12 protein-coding genes are annotated in these 24,731 nt (G+C 61.2%); 6 read left to right on the forward strand and 6 right to left on the reverse strand.

The genetic code is table 11. The features are described 5' to 3' along the window. Positions 1–314 precede the first annotated feature (314 nt). Genes ACVWYP_RS14470 through ACVWYP_RS14480 form a run of 3 tightly spaced genes read left to right on the forward strand, consistent with a single transcriptional unit; the run spans position 315 to position 3,010 of the window. Positions 315–518 carry a hypothetical protein gene (locus tag ACVWYP_RS14470; protein ID WP_038388754.1) on the forward strand — a complete coding sequence of 68 codons (204 nt, stop codon included), beginning with the start codon at positions 315–317 and terminating at the stop codon, positions 516–518. Next, positions 515–1,924, forward strand: coding sequence for an amidase (locus ACVWYP_RS14475; RefSeq protein ID WP_304498944.1), 1,410 nt, complete (start codon positions 515–517; stop codon positions 1,922–1,924). The genes ACVWYP_RS14470 and ACVWYP_RS14475 overlap by 4 nt, the downstream gene beginning before the upstream one ends. A gap of 6 nt (positions 1,925–1,930) precedes the next feature. Next, positions 1,931–3,010 (forward strand): hypothetical protein, encoded by a 1,080-nt coding sequence (locus tag ACVWYP_RS14480; RefSeq protein ID WP_304498945.1) that lies wholly within the window; start codon positions 1,931–1,933, stop codon positions 3,008–3,010. A 554-nt stretch (positions 3,011–3,564) separates the two neighbouring features. Here the strand turns inward: ACVWYP_RS14480 and ACVWYP_RS14485 are convergent. The 6 genes from ACVWYP_RS14485 to ACVWYP_RS14510 all read right to left on the reverse strand — a co-directional run bounded on the left by ACVWYP_RS14485 (position 3,565) and on the right by ACVWYP_RS14510 (position 19,093). Then, positions 3,565–5,205: an AAA family ATPase gene (locus ACVWYP_RS14485; protein ID WP_304498946.1), complete on the reverse strand. Its 1,641-nt coding sequence runs from the start codon at positions 5,203–5,205 to the stop codon at positions 3,565–3,567. Continuing rightward, positions 5,202–14,312 carry an RNaseH domain-containing protein gene (locus ACVWYP_RS14490; RefSeq protein WP_304498947.1) on the reverse strand — a complete coding sequence of 3,037 codons (9,111 nt, stop codon included), beginning with the start codon at positions 14,310–14,312 and terminating at the stop codon, positions 5,202–5,204. Before ACVWYP_RS14490 ends, ACVWYP_RS14485 begins: the two co-directional genes overlap by 4 nt. Then, complete coding sequence (locus tag ACVWYP_RS14495) at positions 14,309–17,704, reverse strand: pPIWI_RE_Z domain-containing protein (RefSeq protein WP_304498948.1); 3,396 nt, start codon at positions 17,702–17,704, stop codon at positions 14,309–14,311. The genes ACVWYP_RS14490 and ACVWYP_RS14495 overlap by 4 nt, the downstream gene beginning before the upstream one ends. Further along, positions 17,701–18,096: a restriction endonuclease-related protein gene (locus tag ACVWYP_RS14500; protein WP_264623350.1), complete on the reverse strand. Its 396-nt coding sequence runs from the start codon at positions 18,094–18,096 to the stop codon at positions 17,701–17,703. The genes ACVWYP_RS14495 and ACVWYP_RS14500 overlap by 4 nt, the downstream gene beginning before the upstream one ends. A 273-nt stretch (positions 18,097–18,369) precedes the next feature. Further along, positions 18,370–18,798, reverse strand: coding sequence for a pPIWI_RE_Y domain-containing protein (locus ACVWYP_RS14505; RefSeq protein WP_369525564.1), 429 nt, complete (start codon positions 18,796–18,798; stop codon positions 18,370–18,372). A 37-nt stretch (positions 18,799–18,835) separates the two neighbouring features. After that, positions 18,836–19,093, reverse strand: coding sequence for a hypothetical protein (locus tag ACVWYP_RS14510; RefSeq protein WP_304498950.1), 258 nt, complete (start codon positions 19,091–19,093; stop codon positions 18,836–18,838). A 632-nt stretch (positions 19,094–19,725) separates the two neighbouring features. Between ACVWYP_RS14510 and ACVWYP_RS14515 the strand changes: the two genes are divergently transcribed. The 3 genes from ACVWYP_RS14515 (at position 19,726) to ACVWYP_RS14525 (ending at position 24,656) form a co-directional block, all read left to right on the forward strand. Then, positions 19,726–20,571 carry a carbohydrate ABC transporter permease gene (locus tag ACVWYP_RS14515; protein WP_129964964.1) on the forward strand — a complete coding sequence of 282 codons (846 nt, stop codon included), beginning with the start codon at positions 19,726–19,728 and terminating at the stop codon, positions 20,569–20,571. Between the two features lie 17 nt (positions 20,572–20,588). After that, entirely contained in the window at positions 20,589–21,854 is a 1,266-nt protein-coding gene (locus ACVWYP_RS14520) for an extracellular solute-binding protein (RefSeq protein ID WP_304498951.1), read from the forward strand. 87 nt (positions 21,855–21,941) lie between these two features. Further along, entirely contained in the window at positions 21,942–24,656 is a 2,715-nt protein-coding gene (locus tag ACVWYP_RS14525) for a CehA/McbA family metallohydrolase (RefSeq protein WP_304498952.1), read from the forward strand. Positions 24,657–24,731: the final 75 nt, after the last annotated feature.

The raw sequence follows: 24,731 nt of genomic DNA on the forward strand, positions 1-24,731 counted from the left end.
TCCCTTGCTGCTCTTCTTGCACAGATACGATCGCACTTCGCAGGTCATGGCGGCCCTGCAGAACTCCCGTGCTCACGGCCGTATGCGAGCGCAGCGTTGCTTCCGAGGCCGTCCTGTCGCCGGTCTCTTACGCCAGGATTATGCACCGCGCCCGGCGCATTGCAGTCTGTCCCGGCCGAAGGCGGAGGAAGTTGCGCCAGGCTATGCGCATGAACGCATCGAAGAATTCCGCGCTGGTTGCAGCAAGCATCATCGCGACAGGCGTCGCCTGATTGTGGACGGCTACCCGCCATGGACGGTGTGAGCGCATTGGCATGCTGAAGAAGGAAACAATAGCGGATCTGGCGAACGAGTTGCACGGCTTGCCGCTGGATGACGGGCGGGCGGCGGCCCTGGCCGATCATGTTGCCCGGCTGAATTCGCTTGTCCGGGCGAGCGCATCGCAGCTCGCGAGAGGTGATGAGCCGGCGCAGTTCGCCCGGATGCTGGCTCTGTTGAAGCGTCCGGCGGGAACATGATGCAGCATATCACGTCCCTGAGTCTGTGCGAGCTCGCTGATGCGATCAGGCAAGGCCGCATATCCTCCTGCCAGGCGGTCACGGCATGTCTCGAGCGGATCGATGCCTGGCAGCCGCGGATAAACGCGTTCGTTGCGATCGATCGGGAAGGAGCACTGGCATCGGCCCGGCGCGCCGACCACAGCCTTGCTGAAGGTCGCATCCTTGGGCCCTTGCATGGTGTGCCGCTTGCGCACAAGGACATGTTCGCAAGAGCCGGACGGACCGCAAGCTGCGGCTCCCGGATTTTTTCGGGCGAGGTCGCGAAAGAGACAGCGACCGTGCTGGAGCGGCTGGACGGCGCGGGCGCCGTCGAGATCGGCACTCTCAACATGACCGAGCTGGCGGGCTCCGATACGCCGGGCGAAGAACCGCTCGGCGCCTGCCATAACCCCTGGAATACGCAACGTTTCAATCCCGGCTCATCATATGGTCCGGCTGCTGCGCTTGCCGCCCGCCTGATCTACGGCTCCCTTGGATCCTGCACCGGTGGATCGATCCGGATTCCCGCTGCCGTATGTGGTGTCACCGGACTGAAGCCGACCTGCGGCCGGATCAGTCGGCACGGCGCGCTGACCCGCTCCTGGTCGCTCGATACGATCGGGCCGATGGCGCGAACGGCCCGTGACGTGGCCAGATTGCTGGGCTGCATCGGCGGCTTTGATGCGCGCGATCCAGCCTCCAGCGATGAGCCGGTCCCCGACTATGAGCGAGGCCTCTCCATAAGGCTCGCCGACATCCGGATTGCCGTGCAGCGGCGGTTCTGGTCCGTGGTCGATCCCGATGTGGCCGATGCGCTGGCCTGCTTCCAGGAGATCCTGGCGCGCCAAGGCGCCACGATCAGGCCGGCGGATCTTCCCGACGGGCACCTGCTCTGGGACCTCGCCTCGGTGCTCAGCGATTGTGAAACCGCAACCGTGTTCGGCCGCGATCTGCGCGAGCGCGGCGCCGACATCACAGAAGCCAACCGCAACCAGCTGCAGCGCGGCAACTTTATCCCGGCGCCGCGTTACCTTGAGGCGCTGGCGCTGCGCGGCCGCTACCTGCGTGAATTCTGCGAGGGGGTGTTCGCGGATGCCGATGTCCTGCTGACGCCGGCCCTGCCTCTTCCGCCGCCGGCAATCGAGAAGATGCGCGACGAACGCTTCGCCGACGATTTCAATCGCAGCCGCGTCATCAACATCTACACGAGGCCGTTCAACTATCTGGGCCTTCCCGCGCTGAGCGTACCTTGCGGTTTCACGGCGGATGGCATGCCGGTCGCCTGCCAGCTCGTCGGCCGGCCGTTCGACGAAGCGACCCTGCTGGCCGTTGCCCATGCCTATCAGGACCTCACCGACTGGCACCACCGCTCGCCACAGATTTAACTGAACATGCTTGAAAACAGGGAAGACGATTTCATGAGAAGACCGCAAACCGGGATGTTGTTCGCCGGGGAAGAGCTTGTGGAGCATTCCGGTGTGCGGGGCCTGAGGTACTTCAGAGCAGGAAAGAGTGATTGCCCGCTTGTCGTATTCCTGCCGGGCGGGGTGCATCTGGCGCGCATCAGTTACGGCGATCCGTTTTCCCACCGTGCCGATTTCCTGGATCACTGGCTGGAGCAAAAGGGTATCGGGCTGCTTGCCCTGTCGTATCCGACCGATCATCCGTCCATTGGCGCGATCGTGCCTGACCTGACCATTGCAGGCTGGGCGAACTGGATCGCGTCCGTTACCTCAGATGTATTGCGCGAAACGCCGGATCGTCCCGTCGCGGTCGCCATGTGGAGCATGGCCGGTCGCTCGGTTGCCGCTGTCAACACGGCCCTGAAGGCCCGCGGTATCGATGCAGTCTGCTTTCTGTCGCTGGCCGCCTCGCCACCGATTGCCGGGCTCAATCTTGTGCAACAAGGTGGCGATCCATTGACACCGGACGGCCTTTGGACAGGAGGCGTGTATATCGACGGCTTTCTGCCGAGTCTTTCACACCAGAACCAGATCAACGGACGCAGGATTCTCGACGAACAGCTTTATCTGGAACACTATCTGTGCAACACGCCTGTCATGCTTCGAGGCACGTCCCAGCGCTTCTCGGATCAGGGGACATTCTGGAATTTCGAGGAGGCTCATGACGATATGAGGGCCTCTTCTTTTTCCGAGTTTCCGTTGGCCGCAACGATCAGTCCCACAGACAGGTCCGACGACGGGCACGCACTGGCTGACCCAATCAACTGGAATTTCTTCAACATACAGATGATCCGCTCACAGGCCCGGGCGCTCGATTTCGATGCCGGGCGATGGAAGGAGTTACGTGCCCTGACCCGGACGCTTCCCTCGCGTTTATCCCGAGATGTCGCCGGCGGGCATTTCTTTTTTGTAGGCGCACGCGGGGCTGAGCAAACAGCTCACCACATCACGGAACTATATTCCGAAGTGCGCAGCCTTCGCGCCGAAATCAGGGCGCTACTGGAGTGAAAGTCGCCGCATACCGGAAGTTCTGAACAAAAGGGCCTGCGGGGAGCCTTCGCGAGATCGCCCCGATGCCGGAGTCTCCATTGCCGTCAATCCGGAATGTCGCGCGAGAGACCATCCGTTTGGTCGGCAGAGCGCAGTGCCATTTAGGTTTGAGACGAACCGCGCCCCGTCGGATTGCAGATCCTGGCCAACCACTACGATCTGCGGTGCCTTCGTCTGTTGAACAAGTGGTGCGGACGGCCGGACTCAAACCGGGACGGGCAATGCCCAACGGATTTTTGTACCAGCTACGGCTTTGCCGCGGCCAAGGTGGCGTTTGATCCGTCTGTGCTGTCATCCTGTCGCTCCAGGTTATCGTCTGCGCCCTTTGCGCATATGCGCCCGCCAAGCTTAGCTTTGGCGGCCGCGACCTGTTGTTCGGAATAGTGATGATTCGTCTGCTCCTGCCGCAACAGGTGCTGTAACTGCGTCTCAACCCATTCCAGATTGAAGCGCTGCACGGGGGGCAAGGTTGGACGGCGATGGGAGCAAGAAGCCCCGGTACGCCCAAGGCTTCATTGGTTGCCCGCGCTATTTTCGCGAAGATCAATCAACCGCACATTGGGCAATCCATCACCATCGAGGCATTCCGTGATCGACGCACCGAAAGTCTGGTGATGCTCTTCGATCAGGCCTGCGGCACGTTCCCCGCGTGTCTTCATTTTTTCCGAGAGAGGACGGTCAATGACCACGTACTCAATGCTGCAATCAGGCGGAACGCTCGTTGCGATGCGTTTGCGGTCCGTCGTCTTGATATTTGTAGCGTCGAGGATGACATCCTCGCCTGACTTGAGCACCATCGCCATCCTCTGACGCGCCATTCGGAATACATGGCCTTGATTGCGCGGAGTATCGTTGGTGCCAAATATCTCTTCACGAATACTGTCCGACGAGACAACCCTTGCCGCCTGCCGGTTAGCCCATGCGCTCTTCCCGGCTCCGGACGGCCCAACCGTCATACGCAAGGTCTGACCCGTTCGTGGCCAGTCCCAGCCGTTCACGGGGGCCGCCATTAGATCGAGGACGTGCTCCTCCCACACCTCGCACAGGTTCTTGATGTTGTCCTTGTCAATTGTCTTGCCGTGAGACAGCGAGTCGCGAACCCACTTGAGGTCCTTCATGATCCGGAGGTGTGAAAGGGGCACCGCGCCGTCAAGGAGCGTGATCATCTCGAACCACTCAAAGCTCCACGGATCGGTGATCTTTATCGTTCGGTCATACACCTTCTTGGTGTAGGGAGAGGATGGGCTCGCGTGCTTCGACAGTTCGTCGAGGTAGGCGCGGATGATGCCCCTGCGGGCGCTGTCGATCATCGGCAGCAGGACCTTGGATTGAGCGACCCAAATCCGGCGTTCGATGTCGCTCCAGAGCCCGTGAGCGACAGCGGCGAGAGCATGAGGAGTGGGGATGTCGTCCCACGCGTCCACGAGGCCGTTTTCCCAGCATGGATAGGGCCATGCCCTCCGCGCGGAGAGGAGTTCGAGCGATCCCGTCGGCGATATCTGATCGTCCAGATTGAACCTCGTCATCTGATCGAGAAGACTCGGCGACCATGCGGCGACCTCGATCGAGGTCGCCAACGCCAGCCGCTCGTCGATGCCCGATCCGACCCGTATGCCGTTGGCTGCGATCCATCCGAACGAGTCCACTGACGACATATATCCGCGCCAGAACCTGCTGCCTATCTGGCCGAGAAGCCGCTTCTCAGCGTCCGCCTTCCATCCGGTCGGCAGAAGCAGAAGGAGGTAGGGACCAGCAGCCGGAGGACTCTCGGCCCGCTCGGACATGACGGCACGCAGCAAATAGCTCCACGTCTGGATATGGTCCGCGGAAATGCCCTCGACGATGAACGCCACGTCTGCCAGATCGGGATTTTCGAGGAAGTCCGCCACGGTGCCGATCGAGGCTCCTGAAACCCGGCGCAACGTCGCCATCTCGTGCAGGGGCGATTGCGTCGCCTTCAGGTTCGAAGCGTCAAAGACCACCGTCTCGACGACGTATTCGTCGGCAAGCTTCTTACGGATCGCATCGTGCAATCCCTCCGGCAGTGGCCGCGGACATTTCGCGGCGGCGACGCCTTTAGTGATCAAGTCCCTGGCAAGAGCCGTCGTGAAGCCGTTCGGCCCTGGAAGGGTCCACCAATCCTGCGGCGTCACTTGCTCTCTCCCGAAAGAAGGACACGGCGGACGAAGTCATCCATCACGATGATCTGCTGGTCGGCCGGAGCTGACGGGTTGCTCAGCGACGCCACGCCGATGGTCGCGGCGAACCTGACGATATAGTCGGGATCGATCCCGTCGGGTTTTCCTTCCACGACGAGAGCGTCCTTACCGTAGGATGCCTTGATACCGGTTTCGCCGCACCATTGCGCCAGCGTGACGAACGCAGGGGCAAGCCGTTCACCGATCCCGATCGCCTCTGCACCGTCCTTGACCGCCGCGGCCAGCGCATGGTCCATGGCGACATTGACCCTCATGCCGCGTTGAAGGTTGGCAAGAACAGCCTGCGTTGGCTCGCTCCAGCCTTCCGTTCCGCGGAGAACGTCTTCGATCGAGCCGATCAGGTGCAGCGCGTCGAGCCGTGTGGCCAGGAACGAGCGCGCCCAAGGTCGCAGGGTTTCGACCTTGATACGGGAGAGCGACGGACTCTTCCGGAAGGCCTCGACCCATGCTTCGGCATGGCTCGGCGCGCCGACGAAAATCGGCCTGACGTCCTGACGCAGAACGCTGGGTAGGCGCGAAACCGCCGTCACCCAGTCGTGCCGCCACGCGGTTTGCGGCGGAACGACGACAATCCGCTTCTTCGCGACAGGATTCCGCCGAATATCAGAGACGAAGCCGTCGCGGTCGCTCCAGCCACGAATGTCGAGCGTGGCGCTCCGCTGCTCGCCACCAGGGTACGTTCCGGACGCCTCGATCGCGGACACCACGTCGCCGATGCCAGACGCAGCCGATCCAAAGATCACCATGACTTTCGCATCATCCTGTCCTGGTGCGAAAATTTGCGACAACTGACCGTCGGTCAAAGGCGACGTCTTGCTGGCGGACTGTTTCCCCCTCGACATGACCTCGATGGTCCGGCGAGCGTTCTTCGGATCGAACTGCTGCTCGATCTTCTTGCCGCCAAAGCTCAGAAGGCGTTCGGTCAAATCCTCCTCGCTCGAAACAAGAAGGTCGAGAAGCATGCGGGAGCGCAACGTCCACTTTTTCGACGTAGTGCGCCGGAGAATCCCGAACCCTTCCATCTCGTCCAGAAGGTATTCGATTTCCGACGGATCGCTTCCCTTCGGGAATGCCTGCGGCCAGTACCGGATCGCACTCTCGGTGACCTCGATCGCGCTCAAACCGTCCGCCTCCAGGCCCTGTCCGGACGAGAAGTAGGCGTCGTAGGCGATGATGTAAGTCAGAAGTCCGTAACGTTGCTCGATGCCCGTGATCGTCTTGTCGAACGCGTCGTAGAGCACCTTCCTGATCTGCGGGTTTCTCAGCGCGTCGTCGACCATGGCGCCGTCGATCACCTTGACTTCCCGGCCATCACGGATCTGGTCCTCGAGAATATCCAACAGACCTCTGCAGAACACCTGGATGAGAACCGGGTAATAATTGGTGAAACTGAGAATGCGCCAGACGTCCTCGCGGTTCTCGAACTCGAAGCCGAGAGCAGACATCGGGCCGCGCATCAGGATTTCCGCGTCTCCGACGTCCTCCTGCAGCAAGGGCCCGATCCGGATCGGATCGTTGGAGATTTGCGCCAGCGGCGAGTTTTCCGACTTGATGATGCGGGAAACGTTGTGCAACCCGGCTAGCACAAACTTGAAGCGATGATCGGTCTCCGCCATCAGGTTCAGGAGCTTCACGACATTGCGATAGTCCCGCGACGCCTCGTGCTTGATGAAGTTGTCCGCTTCGTCGAGCAACAGCAGAATCCTGCGGCGATTGTCGGCCTGCAGATATTCCTTCACTCCGGCGACGAAGTCCTCGGGAGCGCTGACCGGTTTGGCGAACACTTCCTTCAACGCTCCCGAAGAATATTGCCAGAAGAGGTCGAGCGGGAAACTGTTCAGATCGAGGAACTTGAACAGCGCGTGTTCCGGGGCATTTCTTGATATGTGGCGCAAAAGAGCGGTCTTGCCGAGCCGTCGCCCGCCATAGACGATATAGGAACCGTACGATTCCAGAATCTTGGCTTTTTCCCGTGCGCGCCCCTTGAACATTTCGTTCGGGACCGGCGAGCGAACGTAGTCCTGGTATGGTGTCGCGGTTGTGTAGGCCTGCGCGATCTCGAACATCCGCAACGGCGTGGCATCCGGCGTCGCCAGATAATCCAGCAGAAGAGCCTCGTCAATCACGAGCACCTTGCGCCTGTTCTTTACACAGTCGCGCTTCAGCTGCTTGCGTTTGTCGGCCGACATCAAGCCGAACATCAGCACCAGGGTCCCGCGCGGTTCGGCTCCTTCCGCCAGCGCCATGATTTCGGCGGACGTCGTCGTGGGACCGACGGCCGCGACCCGCCAGCCACCCTTCGTGAGGCTGCCGAACTCCGGAAGCATCAAGGACGTAGGGGCCGACGGCAGGTTCATCTGCGCGTCAACCACGAAGATTTGTCTGCCCACGTTGCTGCGATCCCCATTCACGTCGACGAATTCCGTCCCGTAGGCGATGGAGGTCAGCAAAACCGCAATGTGCGACATACCCTGCGAAAGCATGACCTGCGAGTTCTTCATCCTCCTCTTGAACTCAATCCAGTCCTCGAGCGTCTTGGCGGCCTCCTGGCGCCGCGCCTCGTCAAGCCGGGAGAAATCGAACAAGCCGTAGGCCGCGTTGCCTTCGATGCAACGTTTGGCCTCGGAAAGATCGATCTGGGAAGTCTCTTTCAGTACATGGTTGAACTGGTCCAACGGCTCGTTCATCACCTTTCCGGTCAGCGTCGGACGCCTCTCGCCGGAGTTGAAAGTCTGGATCCAGTCGGTGACGGTGGCGAGATCGTCACTATCGAGAAGCTTGAGAAGCCGGATCTTCTCTTCGCCCGTGATCCGCGACGTCTCGCCCAGACGGTCAATCTCCGAAGCCAGCGCAGCCTTCGCGTCGTCCAGAAGACGGCGCGCGGAGCCTTCGACATCGTTCAGGCGCGACAACGCGGCATTGACATCGAGAACGCGGAACCCGTCGATTTCCTCTGGCATGAAATCGGGAATGTCTTGTGAGGGAACGTCCACCTTGATCTCGTCGAGGTCGTCATTGAGACGGGTCGATTCCTCCAGCCCGCCGAGCGCCATGCGGCGCACCTTGGCAATCAGCCTCGAGACATCGGCGTGCCGGGCCTTGACCTGCGCCTTTCGGGTGACCTCGTTGGTCTCAATCACCGCGCGGAGGTGTTCCTCGCGAACCGCATCGATTCCGAAATGAGGCGCGAAGGTCAGGAGCATCTTGGCCGGAACGAACGCATCCTCACTCCGCCTCGCTTCAATGGCGGCTTCGGCGGCCTCGGCGAGGTTGCCCGAGACGCGGGGACCGTCGAATTCACGGATCGCCGAGATCAACCGGACAGCATCCTTTGGACTTGGCGTCCAGGCTCCGCTCCACGCCATGCCTGGAAGCCACAGAAGGGGTGCGTGCAGTTCGAGATTGACGATCTTGCGATCGACTTCCGGCATCGCTTCGCCGCGGATCACCGCCGCGAGGCTTTTGAACACGCTGCGTGCATGGGCGTAGGCCGCATCAAGCAACGCACTTCCCGTCGGCGCAGCCGTCGCAACCTCGAAGTTCTGGATGCCGACCTTCATGTTGTCCGCCAGATCGCGTACCTGATCCAACCGCTTGCCGACAACCGGAATCTCGTTGGCCGGTCCCGCCGCTTCTGCGAAAGCTCCGCAGCCGGCGGCGAGGTCGATGATGTAGGCGACCAGGCGCTCGCGCGCCCCGCCGTCGATAGTCTGCACGGCTCCCATGCGCCGGACCTCGCTGTCCAGCAGGTTCGTGACCTCGTTACGGTCAGAATATTTCCTGGAGAATTCCCGGACGGCGTTGATCTCGTGCTGGTTGACCGCGCTCTCCATCACACTGACGATTCCGCTCTTTGCGGTGATGGATCGCAGGACCTTCTGTCCGAGGACGAACCTGAACTGTGCATTCCTGATTGACTTGATCTGATCCAGGACCGCGTTGCGCCGTTCGTTGGCAATCGATTTGTCGGCGTTGGCGCTGGAAGCTGCGCGCAGGCTTGCTGCCGTCACTGGAGATCCGAGGCTGCGGTTCTCCTTCACGAGACCTACGAGATAGAAGAAGCTCGAGCACCTTTCGTGCGTCTTTATGGCGTCTATGATATTGAACGCATTACCGGCCTCGGTTACCTGAAGCAGGGCGGTGGGAAGAACGGAGGCCATCAACAAGATCCGCCGCGCATCGGCTCTCTCGTCGATGCCGAGGTTGGCAGCAATCGCCACACAGGCCTCGATCGCCTGGTGATAGCCGTCGGGCGCAATGCGGGAGACGCCCGGGATTCTTGCTCCAAGCGCGTAGAGGCGCATTTCCTCGGCACTGTAGGGGAGGGCCGAAGCATCACCGAGAACGGTACTCGCAGCGTTGACGAGGTGATAACCGAGACCAAATTCGCCGCGAATGAAGAGTTCGTCCGCCTTCTTCTCGATGTCCTCAAGAAGGTGGTCCGGCTCTTCGTTGGCATCGTTTAGGGCCGGAGCCAGCGCCTCGTGAACGGGCTCGATTTTCCGCTTTTCGTCGATTTCGACAAAGTCATCCTCGTCGATGGTGATTTCGACCGGAGGGCGGGAGCCACTCCCTTGCACTCCTGTCGTTCGTTCGACGGCCGGGGAGGGCGGCGCGGCGCCAGGATCAGCGCTTCCTGCGGCGACAGGATCCACCTCTACCGTTGAGGGACTTGCGGGAGAGATGCGGGTGACGGAAGTTGGCATCTTGATGGCGCTGATGGCCTTCGAAACGTTCTCCAGACCGGAATTCACGATGGTCTCGAGCCTGTTCATCGCCTCCTGGCCGAGGGTGACCAGCTCGAACATGGGAAGCTTCTTCTGCTGAAGCTCATCCGCGTCTTTACGGGCCTCTTGCGCCCTGACGAGCTCGGCGTCAGCCCGTTCGGCCAACGCGTCCGCTTCCCGCAGGCTTTCCTCCGAGGCGAGCTGCGGCGCTGACGCGGAAATCGCCTCGATCTCCGTCAGCCTCGTGGAGACGTCCCTGATGTACCCCTCGGAAACGTCGGAAAACGCTTTTGCGATCTTCGCCAGGCGGGAGATGACGGCTTCGCTGGCGGCACCGTCTGGCTTGAGCCGCTCAAATTCCTCGATATGTTCCCGCAAGTGGCTCGCGATAGCCGCGATCTCCTGCTGCGTCGCTGCGTTGGGGCCGACATTCAGGGCTTTCCTGGCCGTATCAATGAGATCGAGAAGGTCATTCTCCCACCGGATCACGAGGTCGTCGATGGAAGCGGTCGGAAGCGGAGGCTCGATCCCGGCTTCTTGAGACCGCTGGATCTCAGGCTCCGTTTCAATAGTTTCGCTCGCCAGCCGGAGTTTCGGGTTTTGCCCTCTCTCACGCTTCTCGCCGCTCAGTTCGCCAATGCGCGCCTCGTATCCGGCTGGATCGCATTCCATCAAATCGTGCAGGTAGTCTGAAATCTCGGGGACCAAAGATGCGAGGCGCTGTCCACTCGTTCCGAACGCCATGCTGGCGGACCAGTCCAGGATAACGATTGCGGTCGCCAGATCATGCGACGCGCCCGCGACCACCATCTCGACCAGCGCGTCCGGGCCGGACTCGGCATTTTCGACTTCCGGGACGTTCTTGAAACGCGCTTTTTCGGCCCAATACTGCTGCATGACCGGCTTGATCAGGTAATCGTCCCGGATCAGGCGCATCGTCTTGAAGAAGCACCGGAAGAACAGCGGATAGCGAGCCGCTTCCGGCAGAAATTCAAAGAATTGATCAAGGTTCGGGCGCTCTTCCGGCCATGGAAAGCCGGTTACCATCCTGAGTAGATCGCCGTGCGTGTCGTGGAGCTCCCGCAAGTCACGCCGCGTAATGTTCATGCGGGATCTGAACCATTCGGGGGTCGTCACTTTTGGGACGCGCAAGCGTGGTTTGATGAGTTCGTGGAGATCGCTCACCAGGCTGACGGCTTCCAACGGAAAGTCCCCCGACGGGGAGGCCGTCGATGCCCGTGCAATAATTGAAGTCGAGCCAACACTGGTTGATGCGAGCTTGACGTTATCCATGAAACTGAAATCCTTTGTGCCGACCGTAAGTACCGAATTGAAATTGCCTGCGCGAAACTGGTCGCGAACTTCTCCGAACGTCGGCAGTCTTGCCGCCGGAGTCTGAACGTCGCCGACAGCCTCCGGGGCAAGAGGCCCATCGTCGCTCGCGGCGGCGTCGGAAGCCGTCGTCGCCTCGTCCTCGACGTCTTCGTCCTCCTCGAGACCGTGCCGCGACATGTAGTCTTCAAACTTTGATCGAAACGACAGCGGAGCGGGCAACGTCGTGTCCATTGCGGTATGGGCGTATCCAGACCACAACGACGCAACGAGCGCGGCGATGGAATCCGGCTGTGCTCCGGCCGCCGTGCGCACGACCGTGATGCTGACCGACTCCGGAACCACCGCGTCATTCGTTTCCGGCGTATGCACGATCCGCCTGTACAGCGTCGTTCCGTCGTCCGCCTTTTCCGAACGACGGAACCCCGGCAACGAGCGATACGCGCTCGTGCCGCGAACGACCTTTTGCGTCCGCTGCCATTTCCGCGCCGTGACGTAGTCGCCGCGATCTTCTCCCGTTACGACGCGAACGGTCACGTTCGACGTGCTGGCGTGGCAATCCCTGATGATCTCCTCCCCATTAACGGACGCGTTTTCCTGATACATGAGGCGGAGAAGCCGAGGCGTGGATTTCGTCCTCACCCTGACGACGGACAGGTCCTCCCAAACGGCCTTGTCCGGTACCTGTTCGCGACCGAAGGTGGGAAGTCCGGTTAACTTCCTGTTGCTGAGCCATGGCCACAGTCCCTGCGCGCTGGTGGCGTCGAACAGGACGAGCGGCCGGCGGCCATCAGAGACCACTTCCTTGACAACGCTGGAAACGAAGCTCTGGAAGAGCGTCGCTTCATTCGCGCTTCCGTCGCCGATGCCGGTCGCCCCGAGGGAGGCGGCATGAACCAGGGCGTCTCCGAATTCCATCCACGCCGAATTCCCGGACGTGGTCGCGATTTTCGCGCACACCGCTCCGCTTTCGGCGTCCAGCAACGATGCCGTGATCAGGGCAACAGACACCCCGCCACGACGTTGCCTCGTCTTTCGGATCACCGAGAAGCCGAGGATCGAATCCGGACGCATCCCGCCATCAGGGAACGCACGGTTTATCGCGGGACCGATCGCCGGGGCCATCCCGGAATGTCCGAACAAGAGATCATAGAGGGCAGCCTGAAGCCGGATCAGGTACGCGGATGCCTCTCCAGTTTTCATCGGAAGCAGGTACTGGACATTGGCGCCGGCGTACCGGGCCAACGCATAGCGTCCCGCAGGCTTGTTGACGGCGTCCTCCTCGCGCTTCCGCATTGCGCCGTCCTCTCCGTACTCCTTGTCGACCTGAACGATGATCCGTGCGCGCGGATGAGATCGGGCGATCGTCTCGGCCAGTGCTTTCCACGCGCTGACGCGGTCCTCGAATTTCTCTTTGAAACGCTTGCGGTCCTTGTCCGCTTCGAGAACGCCGTGGACGTTCGGAGGAAGGCTGTACCGCTCGACATCGACGGTCGAGAACATGGATCGGGTCGCGGCTGTGAAAAGATCGGCCTCCGCAGATGTTCTCGAAATGAAAATGACCTTTACGCGCTCGCTGAACATGCGGGAAAGCCGCTCGTCGTTGGCGCTCCTGACCGTCGCGATCAGACTTCCCGTCGCCATGACCTCATCGGACCTGATTTTCCTGCCGGGCTTCTCGCCGATCACCTCCTCGAAAAGCGCGGTGACGCGGTCGTCGGAAATGTCGTTTAGCCGAAGATCGCGTGCCGCATGATGCAGCAGCATCTCGGATTTAAGAGCCTTGTGGTACTCCTCATGATCGCCGATACCGGAAACGGGCTCGAACGGCAGTCTCGAAAAGCCGAACCTTTCCGTCAGGCTCGCGACCCGGGCGACCAGATCTACATGATCCTGCGCGGTGGCGCCGCGCGGCACTCTGGTCCGCCCAAACTTCGTGCTGTAGGGAACTGCCAGGAATGCATTGCCGTCCGCACTCATGCGACCCGCAACCTCCGGGATGCCACTCCCGAGATCGACACCGTTCTGGAGGACCGCCGCCAGCAACGCCGGATCCTCGATGCCGTCACTGTCCGGAATTCCGGCCTTGAGGCCCATCTCGTACGCGATCGAGAGCCTGCGGTCGCCTCGCACCATCATGCGGGTCGTGACGCGCTTCCTTCCGAATAGCTCGCCCGGCCGCGGGAAACGATCCATCCAGATGCGCTTTCCCGCGTTGACGATGACGTAGGGTTCGACCGACCACGGCAGCGTCTCCACGGTGATCGTGCACGTCATTGAGAACGAGCCGTTGCGGGCCGCGACAGGCCAGGTCTCGAACTCGACGGCATTGCCGTTCATACCGGACGCGATCACGCGGTGCACCGGGCCGAGACCCTCGAACAGTTCCTGGCCCTCGAGTGCAGCGATCAGGAGCGAAATCACAGCGTCCCGGACATCCGCGAAGTTCTCGTGTGCGTTCACCGTTCCGGGAGGGATCGACAGAAGGTTTGCCTCCGAAGGTTCGACGATCCGCCCTTCAAGACTGAGTGTGCGGATTCGATCGATCCTTTCGGTACCTATGTCCAGCCTGTCAGCCCACCCGAACAGGACGTCACTGGTCCATTGGGCAACGGCACCCGACACGCTGCGCACGACGTCGGAGCCGTCTTCCTTTTGACCGAATGCCCGCAAGAAGGGCCGGGGTTCAACATCCGTCCACGGTTTTCCGAGGTCGGACCGCACCGCCGAAATCCCAGGAACGCGGGCCTCGATGACCGAGCGCAGGGATGCATAGGGCAGGTTCTTTCCGTTGTCCTTCCCGCTTCCGATGCCGTCCTGCAGCACGCCCGACAATAGCCCGCTTGCGGACTTGGTCCATTTCAGCGAGATCGAACGGGCTTCGTCGCCTTCGTGGCCGCGCCAGGAAAGGCCTGTAATGAACGTTTCCTGTCTGACGCGTCGGCGGCGCCAGTTAGTGTCGTTGATATTTTCTGACGTCATTTCTTCGTTTTTTCGGTCGGGAAAATCAGGTTGGTGCAACGAGAAAGCGGCTGCAAAAATGGTTCGTAAAGCAGTCGGTAAGTTTCTCTTCGAACCGGGTCGGCATCGTCAAAGCATTTCCGCAGGACATCCCGCATGCACACGAGCATGCTGCTGTAACGATTGTCCGGCTTACCCTTCGCCGACATCGGAGCCCAGGCTTCATCAACGAAGATCACCCGCGTCCGGCAGCCGTTGCGCATGGCTCGGCCGATGGTCTGCAGAACATCCACCATGATGTCCGCGGTAAATGGATTGATCAGAAACTTTCCAAGTCTTCCGACCTGAACGGGGTAGCGCAGCAATCGCCTCATGAGGTCGAGCGAATTGCTTCTGCTTGCGCGCCACGCCCCGATGACGTCATCTATCCCGCCCTGTCGGTCGATGGTCGCCATGTCGAAATCCAGCGCATTGCGCCCGGCAAGGCCCGCGGTAAATCCGAGGCTGTCGATCGACGGGTGAGGGCGCATCAGGAAGACGACGGTTCCGATGACCGCGTCGCGTTTTCGCGGGCCGTCGGGGTAGACGATGTTCACCCCTCGACCGATAGCCCTCATCGGAAAGACCACGGCGTCCCAATCGTCCCGCGCCCCCAACGCCTCGACTTGGGATGCGGTCACCCATTCCCCGAGTTCAGATCCGGGAATGTCTTCAGCCTGGTCCATGACCCCGATGAGGCGACGGGCGAAGGGACCATGGTTCTTGCGAACATGCTCCTTGATCATCCGCACCTGGTCATAGGAATTGACCACCAGGGCGACCCTGCGCCCCGGATCGAAATCCTCGCGCATACGGGACACCAACGGCGTGTCCCCGGAAAAGTAATGATCAATGATGGCTTTGATGCCGCGATCACGATCCTCGAAGGCACCGCTCAGGCGGATGTTCTTGCGCGGGTCGAGCGGGTCGGGCACCGGCGAAAAGATGTATTCGCTCCGGTTCCAAGCGCCCATTTCGTTTTCGCGGCGAAGGACGAAATGCGGACCGACCGGAATGTGGTAACTCGGACTGTCATGAAGAAAGCTCGTTGCCGACGCCAACAGCACGGCCGGGCCTTTACCGCCTTCATCCTCGAGCAGCGTCGCAAGTCGGTAAAGCAAAAGGCGGGGCGCAGAGGCGAACGACACGTATTTCAGTTTAAGGGTCCAGCCCTTAGACCCCTGCTGGAAGTACACCTTGATGCCCGATAGACGTCCGACCAACGCCTCCGGCACGAACTTGGCAAGATCGTTCGAGACCCCGGACCCGAATATCCGACGCGAGTGCACGCCTTCGGCGATCATCGCCTGTTGCATCGGAATGAGAGTTAGGAATTGGAATACGACGGCCGTGACCTCGAGCAGGAACCCGAAATACGCCCGCGCGGTTTCGGGATCGAGCGTCTCCACGGGCGGAAAGAGCTGGAAGAAGGCCTTGTTCACCCGTTCGGCCGCTTCTTCCCGCATGAGGACGGCCGTAGCCCCAAACCATCGGTTCATGCCCGACATGATTTCGTGAAGAAGGCGGTCGACGTCGGCTTCCGGCTTTCCTGCCGAACGCGCGATCGCTGCGACGTTTATTCCGTCAAGCTCGACGATTTCGTTCTCATCGTCATCCTCAGCGGTCGCGTTGTAGCCGCCGCGCTCGGCCATGACGCGCCGCACGAGACCGTCCCAAAGCGGGCGGATGGTCTCAAAGGGAGATTGCGCGTCATCGTTCTCCGGTTCGTAGAGCGCCGCCAGAACGGTGTTGCCCGTAACGAATGTGTCCTGGAATTTGTGGAGATGCTGCGGACCGCGGCGATCCTCCAGCAAATGACTGACCACGGCCCGGTTGAGCTTGGTGAATTCTTGGCTCGCATAGGCGTAGTTCTGCACCGACGAATTGCCACCCTGGTTTCGTCCGGTGGCCACCGGAACCATAAGGTCACGCAGCAGCGCGGCTTCGTAAGATTCTGCGCTTCCGGTGAGGTCCAGTTCCGCCAGCGCGTGACCGTCGAGTGCGGCCTGCGCCCCGTCCGCCTCGTCCACGATCACGAGATCGGCGGAACGCGCGATGGCCTCGAAGTACCGAATCTGTTCGTTGGCGAAATGAGGGGACGTCTGCACGTCGGTTGAAATCACGTGCCCGATCCAGACGTTGTGATCGGGGTCGGAAAGATCACGGGCGGATTTTTGGCGGCCGCAAACCGATGCGAGAGCGCAGAGTTTGCTGCTGTCGCCATGGGCTTCGCTGCCGTCCTTCTTCAGGCGTCGTTGCCTCAGATCACGGCACGGCGGTCTCATGTGGGGAAACTGAACGTGCGGATCGGGATCAGAGAGAAAACCCGCGAGCGCGCAATTCACCGACAGAAGCTCTGCTCCTGGAGCGGTCCGACCCATACCCCCAGTATCGTCTCCCGCAGCGATGCGTTCGGCGAGCTTTCTGGCATGTCGCTGGCGCGAGTCCGCCGACTGACCGACGACGAGCGCCGGTTCGATGCCGTATCGCTCGAGTTCGGCAACATAGTTGAGCGACGCCTCGATCGATGGCAGCAGGAGGACGATGCGCAATCCGCGCCGCGCCAGCGCGACGACCATGAGCAGGATCAGCGTCGATTTTCCCGCTCCAGGAAGACCGATCATGTGCTTCACGCCTGACAGTTCCACCTGGTCCGTTGCGGACAACGAGCCGCCCTTCGGCGAAAGGAGCGTGAAGATGGGATTCCCGGCGTCGTCGCGAAGGCGCGCCCGGAAATTCCCGGGAATTCGCTCTGGGGATGCCGTATCGATGTCATCCAGTTCTTCGGCGATGCGCTCGATCTCGACGAACGAGATCGCGATCCCGCCGTCGCGGTCGCGCACGAAATCACGGCGCGGCGTGTCAGGAAGCTTACCATCGAGGTCGGTGGCATCGACGACAAGGGGTTCGCCGAGTCCTGAGATGTCCATCGGCACCCGGAAAGGACGCGAAACGTCGACCTGGGGGATGTTCCACAACTTGTCGGGCAGAGGCCTCGTCAGGGCCTTCACCATCGCGACGTATCCCGGATCGTCAGTCCGCACGCGCAGATGAAACGACATTCGTGCGTCGAGATCGATCTTGAACGGCGGCTCGACGTAGTCGCCCTTTCCGCGATTCTCGACCTCCCAGTTCGACCAGTCCGTGATCGCGTCGCGCAACGCTGCGTCCGAAACGAGGCTCACGCCCATTTGCCGCAATTGGAATGCGGCCTGCGCGATCCGAGCGACCGCTGGATGCCTCAGGACGGATCGGTACCCCGATAACAGCGCGGGCGCCCCGGCCAGTTCATGCTTCCCGAGAAAGGCATGTAGCGCTGCGCAAACCCACTGGACGCGAAGCGCGTGATCGAAATCGTCGGGCGGCTTCCTCATGCGGAAAGCGCCTTGAGCGTCTCGGAGATCGTACGGAATTCGACGTCCTGCTCTCCCCGGTAATGGGTGCGAAGGTCCGAAAGGTATCCTGCGTGACGCCTGACCTTCGCATCGGGAACTGCAACGATGCGGCGGTCGAACTGGGCCAAGCCACCGATCGAGCGGGTCAGCCGCTCACCGAGCGTGACCGGACACGAATAGGATTTGACGTCGATCCCGAGTTCATATGGGATGCCGACGTCAACGGCGTCCTGGCCCGGATAAAGCCGAACAGGAATTCCGCTCCCCTTGAGTTCGTCATGCAGCCGGATCTCCGGCAGGCCGGGACCGACCCAACTCGCGAGGATGTCTCCTGCCGCGACCCGCCATTCCTGCGGATCGTCGATGACCATGCCTTCGAGAGGCGTCGGCCGGACTTCCGTGCAGGCGCGAATCCTGCACCGTCCGACGGGAAACCTCCGGGTGTCCCGCGTCGGATAAAGAAGTGAACCGCATCCCGCGCAAGTCCTGGTCTTTCCATCCGGAAACCGCGATGAGAGGGGAATCGGCCGCATCCATCCGCGGAAGACGTCGGCCATCTTCGCGAGCCCACTATCGAGAAGGAACGCCATCAAGTGCTTCTGATTATCGACCGGATTTCGCACGAGGCGCTCGCGGACCAACGTTTAGACCTCGTCGGCTCGCTTGCCGTGGGACCGGACGGCTTCGCGCAACTGGCGGTGATGGATATCCTCATAGGCGTCCTCAGCAGTCGAGATGGAGCCTATCTCGAAGCAATCGCTGCTCGGGATACCGAGGTCACGGTCGATAAGGACTGCTCGAACATAGGGGAAATCCCCCGAAAGGCATGGTATGCCCCATTCGCCGATCGGGATTGTGGCCAGGTCCATCAAGACGTGGACATTCGCGCCATGGTCGGCAATGCCTTCCACAAGGCAGTGCCGTGATAGACGCTCAAGCCCGGATCGCAGCGAGTTCGGCATATCGTCTTGCCGAACGATGGCACCATCGTTGATCCGCCGAGCTATCTCGACGATCCCCTTAGCCAAGAGCCGGATGGTGACGACTGCGTCTTCTTGTTGCCCAGTGCCCATAAAATCTTATAGTAGTCATTCAATGCTACATCAACTATTACGCGAATACGGCAATGCCGAAAACGTTGATTATTCCACAATCCACAGTGAGCACGTCAATACTTTGTTCGACGTCAAAGTAGACCAGAGCCCCGATGAGGCAGGCCGACACGATTGTTCGTCCAATGACGCCATCGAGCGGCGCAGATTCCAATAGATCAGTGCGGCACAGGTAGCCATCCCGACCTTCGTCGTGGACTTGAATGCGGACGGCATCGAATTTCTGTTCGATACCGTCGCCGCAATGAGAAGCCAAATTACTCCAGTCGCGGTGGCGCCAGAGCTACGGCGCGCGACCGACCTCGCGCCGGCGAGTTTTCTCACTTCACGATTTGAACTGTGCGCTCGACACGCGCATTCCAATTATGCGGGAGCAAGTCGCGGAAGATACGTCCATCTCGCAAAGACCACATCGTGTTCGTTACTTTACCCCGGATACGATTCTCTCGATGTGCGACCTTATGGGGCACAGCAATCCATTTGCCGCAGCCATTCGGCGTTTTGTGGTCCTGACGGGAGATCCTACCATAATCCGAGCGTTCTCTGTCGCCAAGACGAATGCCTGATCTGTGCATCTGAATCCATTGCTGAAAGTCGAGGGTCAGCCCGCGAAGCATCGCATTTGCGCGACGATTGATCGACTTATTCGATGTCAGTCATCCGCCTGTAGCAATTCAGGTGTGTGTGCTCACGCACAACGGCGACGCGTTCAACGGAAGAGGGAACGCAAGACCGTGCTCTGCAAGCGCTTGACGATCGGGTAATGGCGATGGCCACACATGTATCGAGGGTATCAGAACGGGCTACGGCTGCCGTTGTCCTTCCTGCCCGGCTCGTGACGCTCGCCATGGGCAAGGCCAGCGCCATGGACGGCGCGGTATCCTGTCAATGAGCGGCGTCACATCCACCAGCCACCTGTCGCCGGGTGCCGCGGCTCTTCGACATGCCGTGCTGCTTGTCACCGGAGCGGTGATGATCGCTCCTTTTGTCTGGATGGTATCGCTGTCGATCAAGCCGCCGGGCGAAATCTTCCGCGCATCGTTCTGGCCGGCACAATTTTATGGCGTCGAGAATTACACGAGGGCACTCACCGAGGCGCCGCTGCCGCGCTACATGGGCAATGGCCTGATCGTCTGCGCCTTCATCCTGTCGCTCCAGATTATCGTATGCGCCCCTTGCGCATATGCGCTCGCCAAGCTTCGCTTTCCCGGCCGCGATCTGCTGTTCGGCATGGTGATGATCGGCCTGCTCCTGCCGCAACAGGTGCTCTCGCTGCCGCTTTTCGTCCTCGCCTACCAGCTCGGCATCCTCAACACCTACGCGGCGCTCGTCTTCCCATACATGGTCTCGCCCTTCGGCATCTTCCTGCTCCGGCAGTTCTTCAGGACCGTTCCTGATGACGTGGTCCACGCCGCGCGGCTCGATGGTCTTTCTGAACTTGCCATCGTCTGGAGGATCATGGTGCCGATGGCGCTGCCGGCAATCATCGCCTTCTCGATCTTTTCGGTGGTCGGTCACTGGAACGATCTCTTCTGGCCGCTGATCGCAGTGCGCGACCAGTCGCTGATGCCGCCGCCGCTCGGCATTGTGGCCTTCCGGAACGGGGAGGCCGGCAATGACTACGGTCCTCTCATGGCCGCATCCACTCTCGTCGTGTTGCCCCTCGTCATCGCCTTTCTTGCCGCGCAGCGCTGGTTCGTCGAGGGGCTGACCGGCGGGGCCGTCAAACAATAGGCCAACGGAGACGATCGATGCTTCTTTCACGCAGGACGTTCCTGTCGACGGCAAGCGCTGCGGCCGCAACGCCGATCCTTGGCGCCGCCGCGCTTCCGCAGACGACGATCCGCCTTTCCTATGCGTCCGCCCCTGCCAGGGGTCTGTATCAGTCGCTTGCGCAGCGTTTCATGGAGACCCGTCCCGATATCAGGGTCGTTCTCGACAGCCCAGCCGTCGACTATGACGGCCTCGTCCAGCAGACCTTGCGGCAGAACATAACGAAGCAGCTGCCCGACATTTCCCACCAGGGCCTGAACCAGATCCGGCCCCTGGCTGATCGCGGGATAACGGTGCCACTTGATCGCTTCATCGCAGGCGATCCGGCGTGGAACACGATCGGCGTTCCGCAAGAAGTGACATCGTTTGCGTCATACGGCGGCAAAACCTGTGCCCTGCCGTTCGCAATTTCCGTTCCCGTGCTCTTCTACAACATGGATCTCGTGAAGCAGGCCGGCGGGGATCCTGACAACCTGCCTGACGACTGGGATGGCGTGATCGCGCTCGGCAGGAAGATCGGTGCTCTCGGCGAGGGGACCGGCGGCCTCTATGTCGAATACACCAACAACGGCTGGTCGTTCCAGACGCTGGTGGGCGCCTTCGGCGGCCGGATGATGAGCGAGGACGAAACAAGGATCACCTTCGACGGCCCGGCCGGCCTTCAGGCGCTGCAGCTGTTGCAACGTCTCGGAAAGGAGGGCCAGCCGGCGCTCAATACAGAGCAGGCCCGGCAGGCGTTCCGGGCGGGAAAGCTTGGTATCCTGTTCACCGCAAGCAGTTTGTTGACCGGCTTCCAGCAGTCAGCCGCCGGCAATTTCCGGCTGAAGGTTGGATCATTGCCGGTCTCTTCGACGGCAGACAGACTTCCGGCCGGCGGCAACGGCATTGTCATGCTGACTGACGATCCCGACAGGCAGAAGGCGTGCTGGGACTACATCAAATTCGCAGTCGGACCGGCCGGTCAGACCATCATGGTCGAGGCCACCGGCTACGTGCCGGTGAATCTTGCCGCGATCAGCGATCCTGCCGGGCTCGGCAGGTTCTTCGATGCCCACCCGGAGCATCGCATCGCCAGTCAGCGAATTGCGATGATGACAGGCTGGTTCTCGTTCCCAGGCGAGAACAATTCCAGGATCATCAAGGCCATCGAGGATCACTGCTATCTCGTGGTCTCGCAGAAGCAGGATCCGGCCGCGGCGCTCTCAAGCCTTGGGAAGGACGTCGATGCGCTGCTGCCACACTGAGAATGGCCGGTGCGGTTGTCCGCGACTCTACCGTTCATGCGTGCCCCAATGCGACGGCCTCTTTTGCCGGCAATCGATCCTGGCGAAATGAAGCCTGTTCAGCCTGACCTTGAGATTTCCGCAACGGGCGCTCGCCGCTTTATTCCGGTCGATCTGGGCCCGCGTGCGAATGCCGGACCGCAACAGGCCGCGGACGGCCGGTGGTGCTGGAGCGAGAGGGGACCCGCGGTGCGGCAATGGCCGTCCGGTGGCGGCGCCGACCTCGAAGGCTTCCTGACGGGCCATCAGTACTTTTATGGCATTCCGTTTGACCTCGTCGATCCCGCGCTCAACGGCGGGTGCCGCTGGCTTGCATTGACTGACCAGGCTGGTCTCCTCGCGCAGCAGGCGACAATCCACTTGCACCAGCCGCAGCGCGCTGCCGGCATTCTGGTTGCCCATTTTACTGACCTCGAGCAGTCGGATGCAAAGACCGGAGACCTGCTGGCGACTTATACGATCCTGTTCGCCGATGGCGGACGCGCAGAAATTCCCGTGCGACGAGGATTTGAAATCGCGGGGCGGCAGGGGACACTCGGCACGCAAGCCTATGCCGCACTGCCTCATACCGCCTACCAGCCGGTGCACCGGGGCACGGAGCGTCAGGACGGACCGCTCGACAGCCGCGCCCGCTTCACCGGCATCACGACCGGGCCAGCAGACAGCCGCCAGACCTGCTGGTTGATGGCGCTCGAAAACCCTTCGCCGATGAAAGAGATCGTTGCGATCGGCTTGACGGCCCGACATGCCGATGTGGTTTTCGTTGCAGGCATCACACTCTCGATCGATTCAGCCAATCCGCTGCGCCGCGGGCCGCGGGAAGGCGTGATCATCGACCTTGCCGCCCTGCCTGGTACGAAGCTCAGCGAGGCTTGTGCGGACGACTGCACGCCGGGTCTCCGGTTTGTCCCGGTCGATGGTTTTGCCCCGCAAGAGCTGGCTCTGGCCGTTGATCTGGGGACGATTACCCGATGCTCGGCCTTGCCGCCGCAATCGCTCGACGAGTGGCTGGCGGCTCCGGTCAAGGGCTGGGGAGCTCCGGTGACGAAGCAGCCTGCCTCGCTGGTCCATGCCGAAATTACAGCAGCGCAGCAGGCTCGCCTGCTCCTGCGCAAGGGGAGTTCGCTGCTCAGCTTTCGCTGGCAGGATATTCTCGAGAACAACTCACCCGTCAGGCTGGCCGCTCACGACCGGGTACGGCTCAAGGTGAGGGTCGTGGACGCCAGCGACGGCCAGGACCTGCCCTCACGCGTTCACTTCCGCGGCGCCGCCGGCGAGTATTTGCCACCGCTCGCTCATACCGCGTTTGTCGACGATGCCTGGGGCCAGCACGTCGGTGGCGATCTCGAACTGGGCAGCATGAGTTACGCCTACGTTCCGGGCCGTTTCGAAATCGTGCTGCCCGTTGGAAAGGTCGCCGCAGAAATCGTTCACGGCTTTGAATACAAGGTCATACGCACAGCTCTCGAGATCCGGCAAGGCCAAACCGAACTGCTCTTCGAGCTCGAGCGGTGGAGCGATATCCGCCGGCGCGGCTGGTATTGCGGCGATGTCCACGTCCACTTTCTTGACCCGGTCACGGCGACGCTGGAGAGCGCGGCGGAAGACGTCAACGTCACCAACCTTCTGGCCGCTCAATGGGGGCGCGCTTTCACAGGTGTCGGGCACGGCATCGCGCGCGAATACAACAGCGGCTTGTCCGATCGAATCGTGCGCATCGACAGCGAAAATCGCCATCACATGATGGGCGACGTTTTCTTGCTGAACCTGAAGGAACCTGTCCTGCCGCTGTCGAGCGGCGGGGCGGAGCGGGATGATATCGGCGGTTGGGAAGACGTCAGCCTTGTCGACTGGTGTGCGGCCTGCAAGATGCAGGGCGGCCTCGTGTTCAACCAGCTGATCCCTACGCCGCATGCGGAGGCGACCGCGGCCATTGCGCTCGGGTTGATCGACGCTGTGGAAGTCAGATGGTTCAACTTCGACTTCACCGCCCATCTCCACATCGACGGCCATTGGGGAGAGACGCCGTTTGACTGTCCCGGCGTCCGGCAATGGTACGCCTACCTCAATGCGGGCTACCGCCTGCCAGCCGTCGGAGGTACCGACAAGATGTCCAGTGGTACCGCGCTGGGCGCGCTGCGCACCTATGCTTTTCTTGGCGATAGGGCGCAATTCGATTATGCAAGGTGGTGCAGCGCCATTGCACATGGACATACTTTTGTCTCCACCGGCCCGATGCTGGAACTGGACGTCGACGGCAGGATGCCGGGCGAAGAGATTCAGCTGGCCGAGGGGGGCGGACAGGTACGTATCACGGCGCAGGCCCGTTCGGCCCAGCCATTTGAAGTCATCGACCTCGTACAGAACGGCGAGGTCGTCGCCAGCGCGAAAGCAGGTGCTGACGGACTTTCGGCTACCCTTGATGCAACAGTTACCATCGACCGCAGCTCATGGATTGCGGCGCGTTGCTTCGGTCGCGGCAGGTTGCATACGCAACATCCCATCGACATCGGTGCCCATACTTCACCTGTCTACGTCCGCGTCGGTAACCGGCGTCAGACTTCGACAAAAGATGCGAGCTATCTGCTCACCCTGCTCGAAGGAGGCGCAGCCTACCTGGAGAAGCTCGCCGTCTGGCGCAGCGAGCGCCAGCGCCGGCGTCATCTGGCGCGCCTCGATGAAGGTCGGCAGGCGATCCTGCGCGATCATCCACTGGCCCGCCCGCACTGGATCGCTCTGACCGGCGAGAGCTCCGATGACTGATGCCTGCGCGAGCGATCGCAACATCGCCAGCAAGGTCGGGCTGGCGCCAGAGCATGCGACTGCATCCCGGGAGGA

Source organism: Bradyrhizobium sp. USDA 3262, from assembly GCF_054060035.1.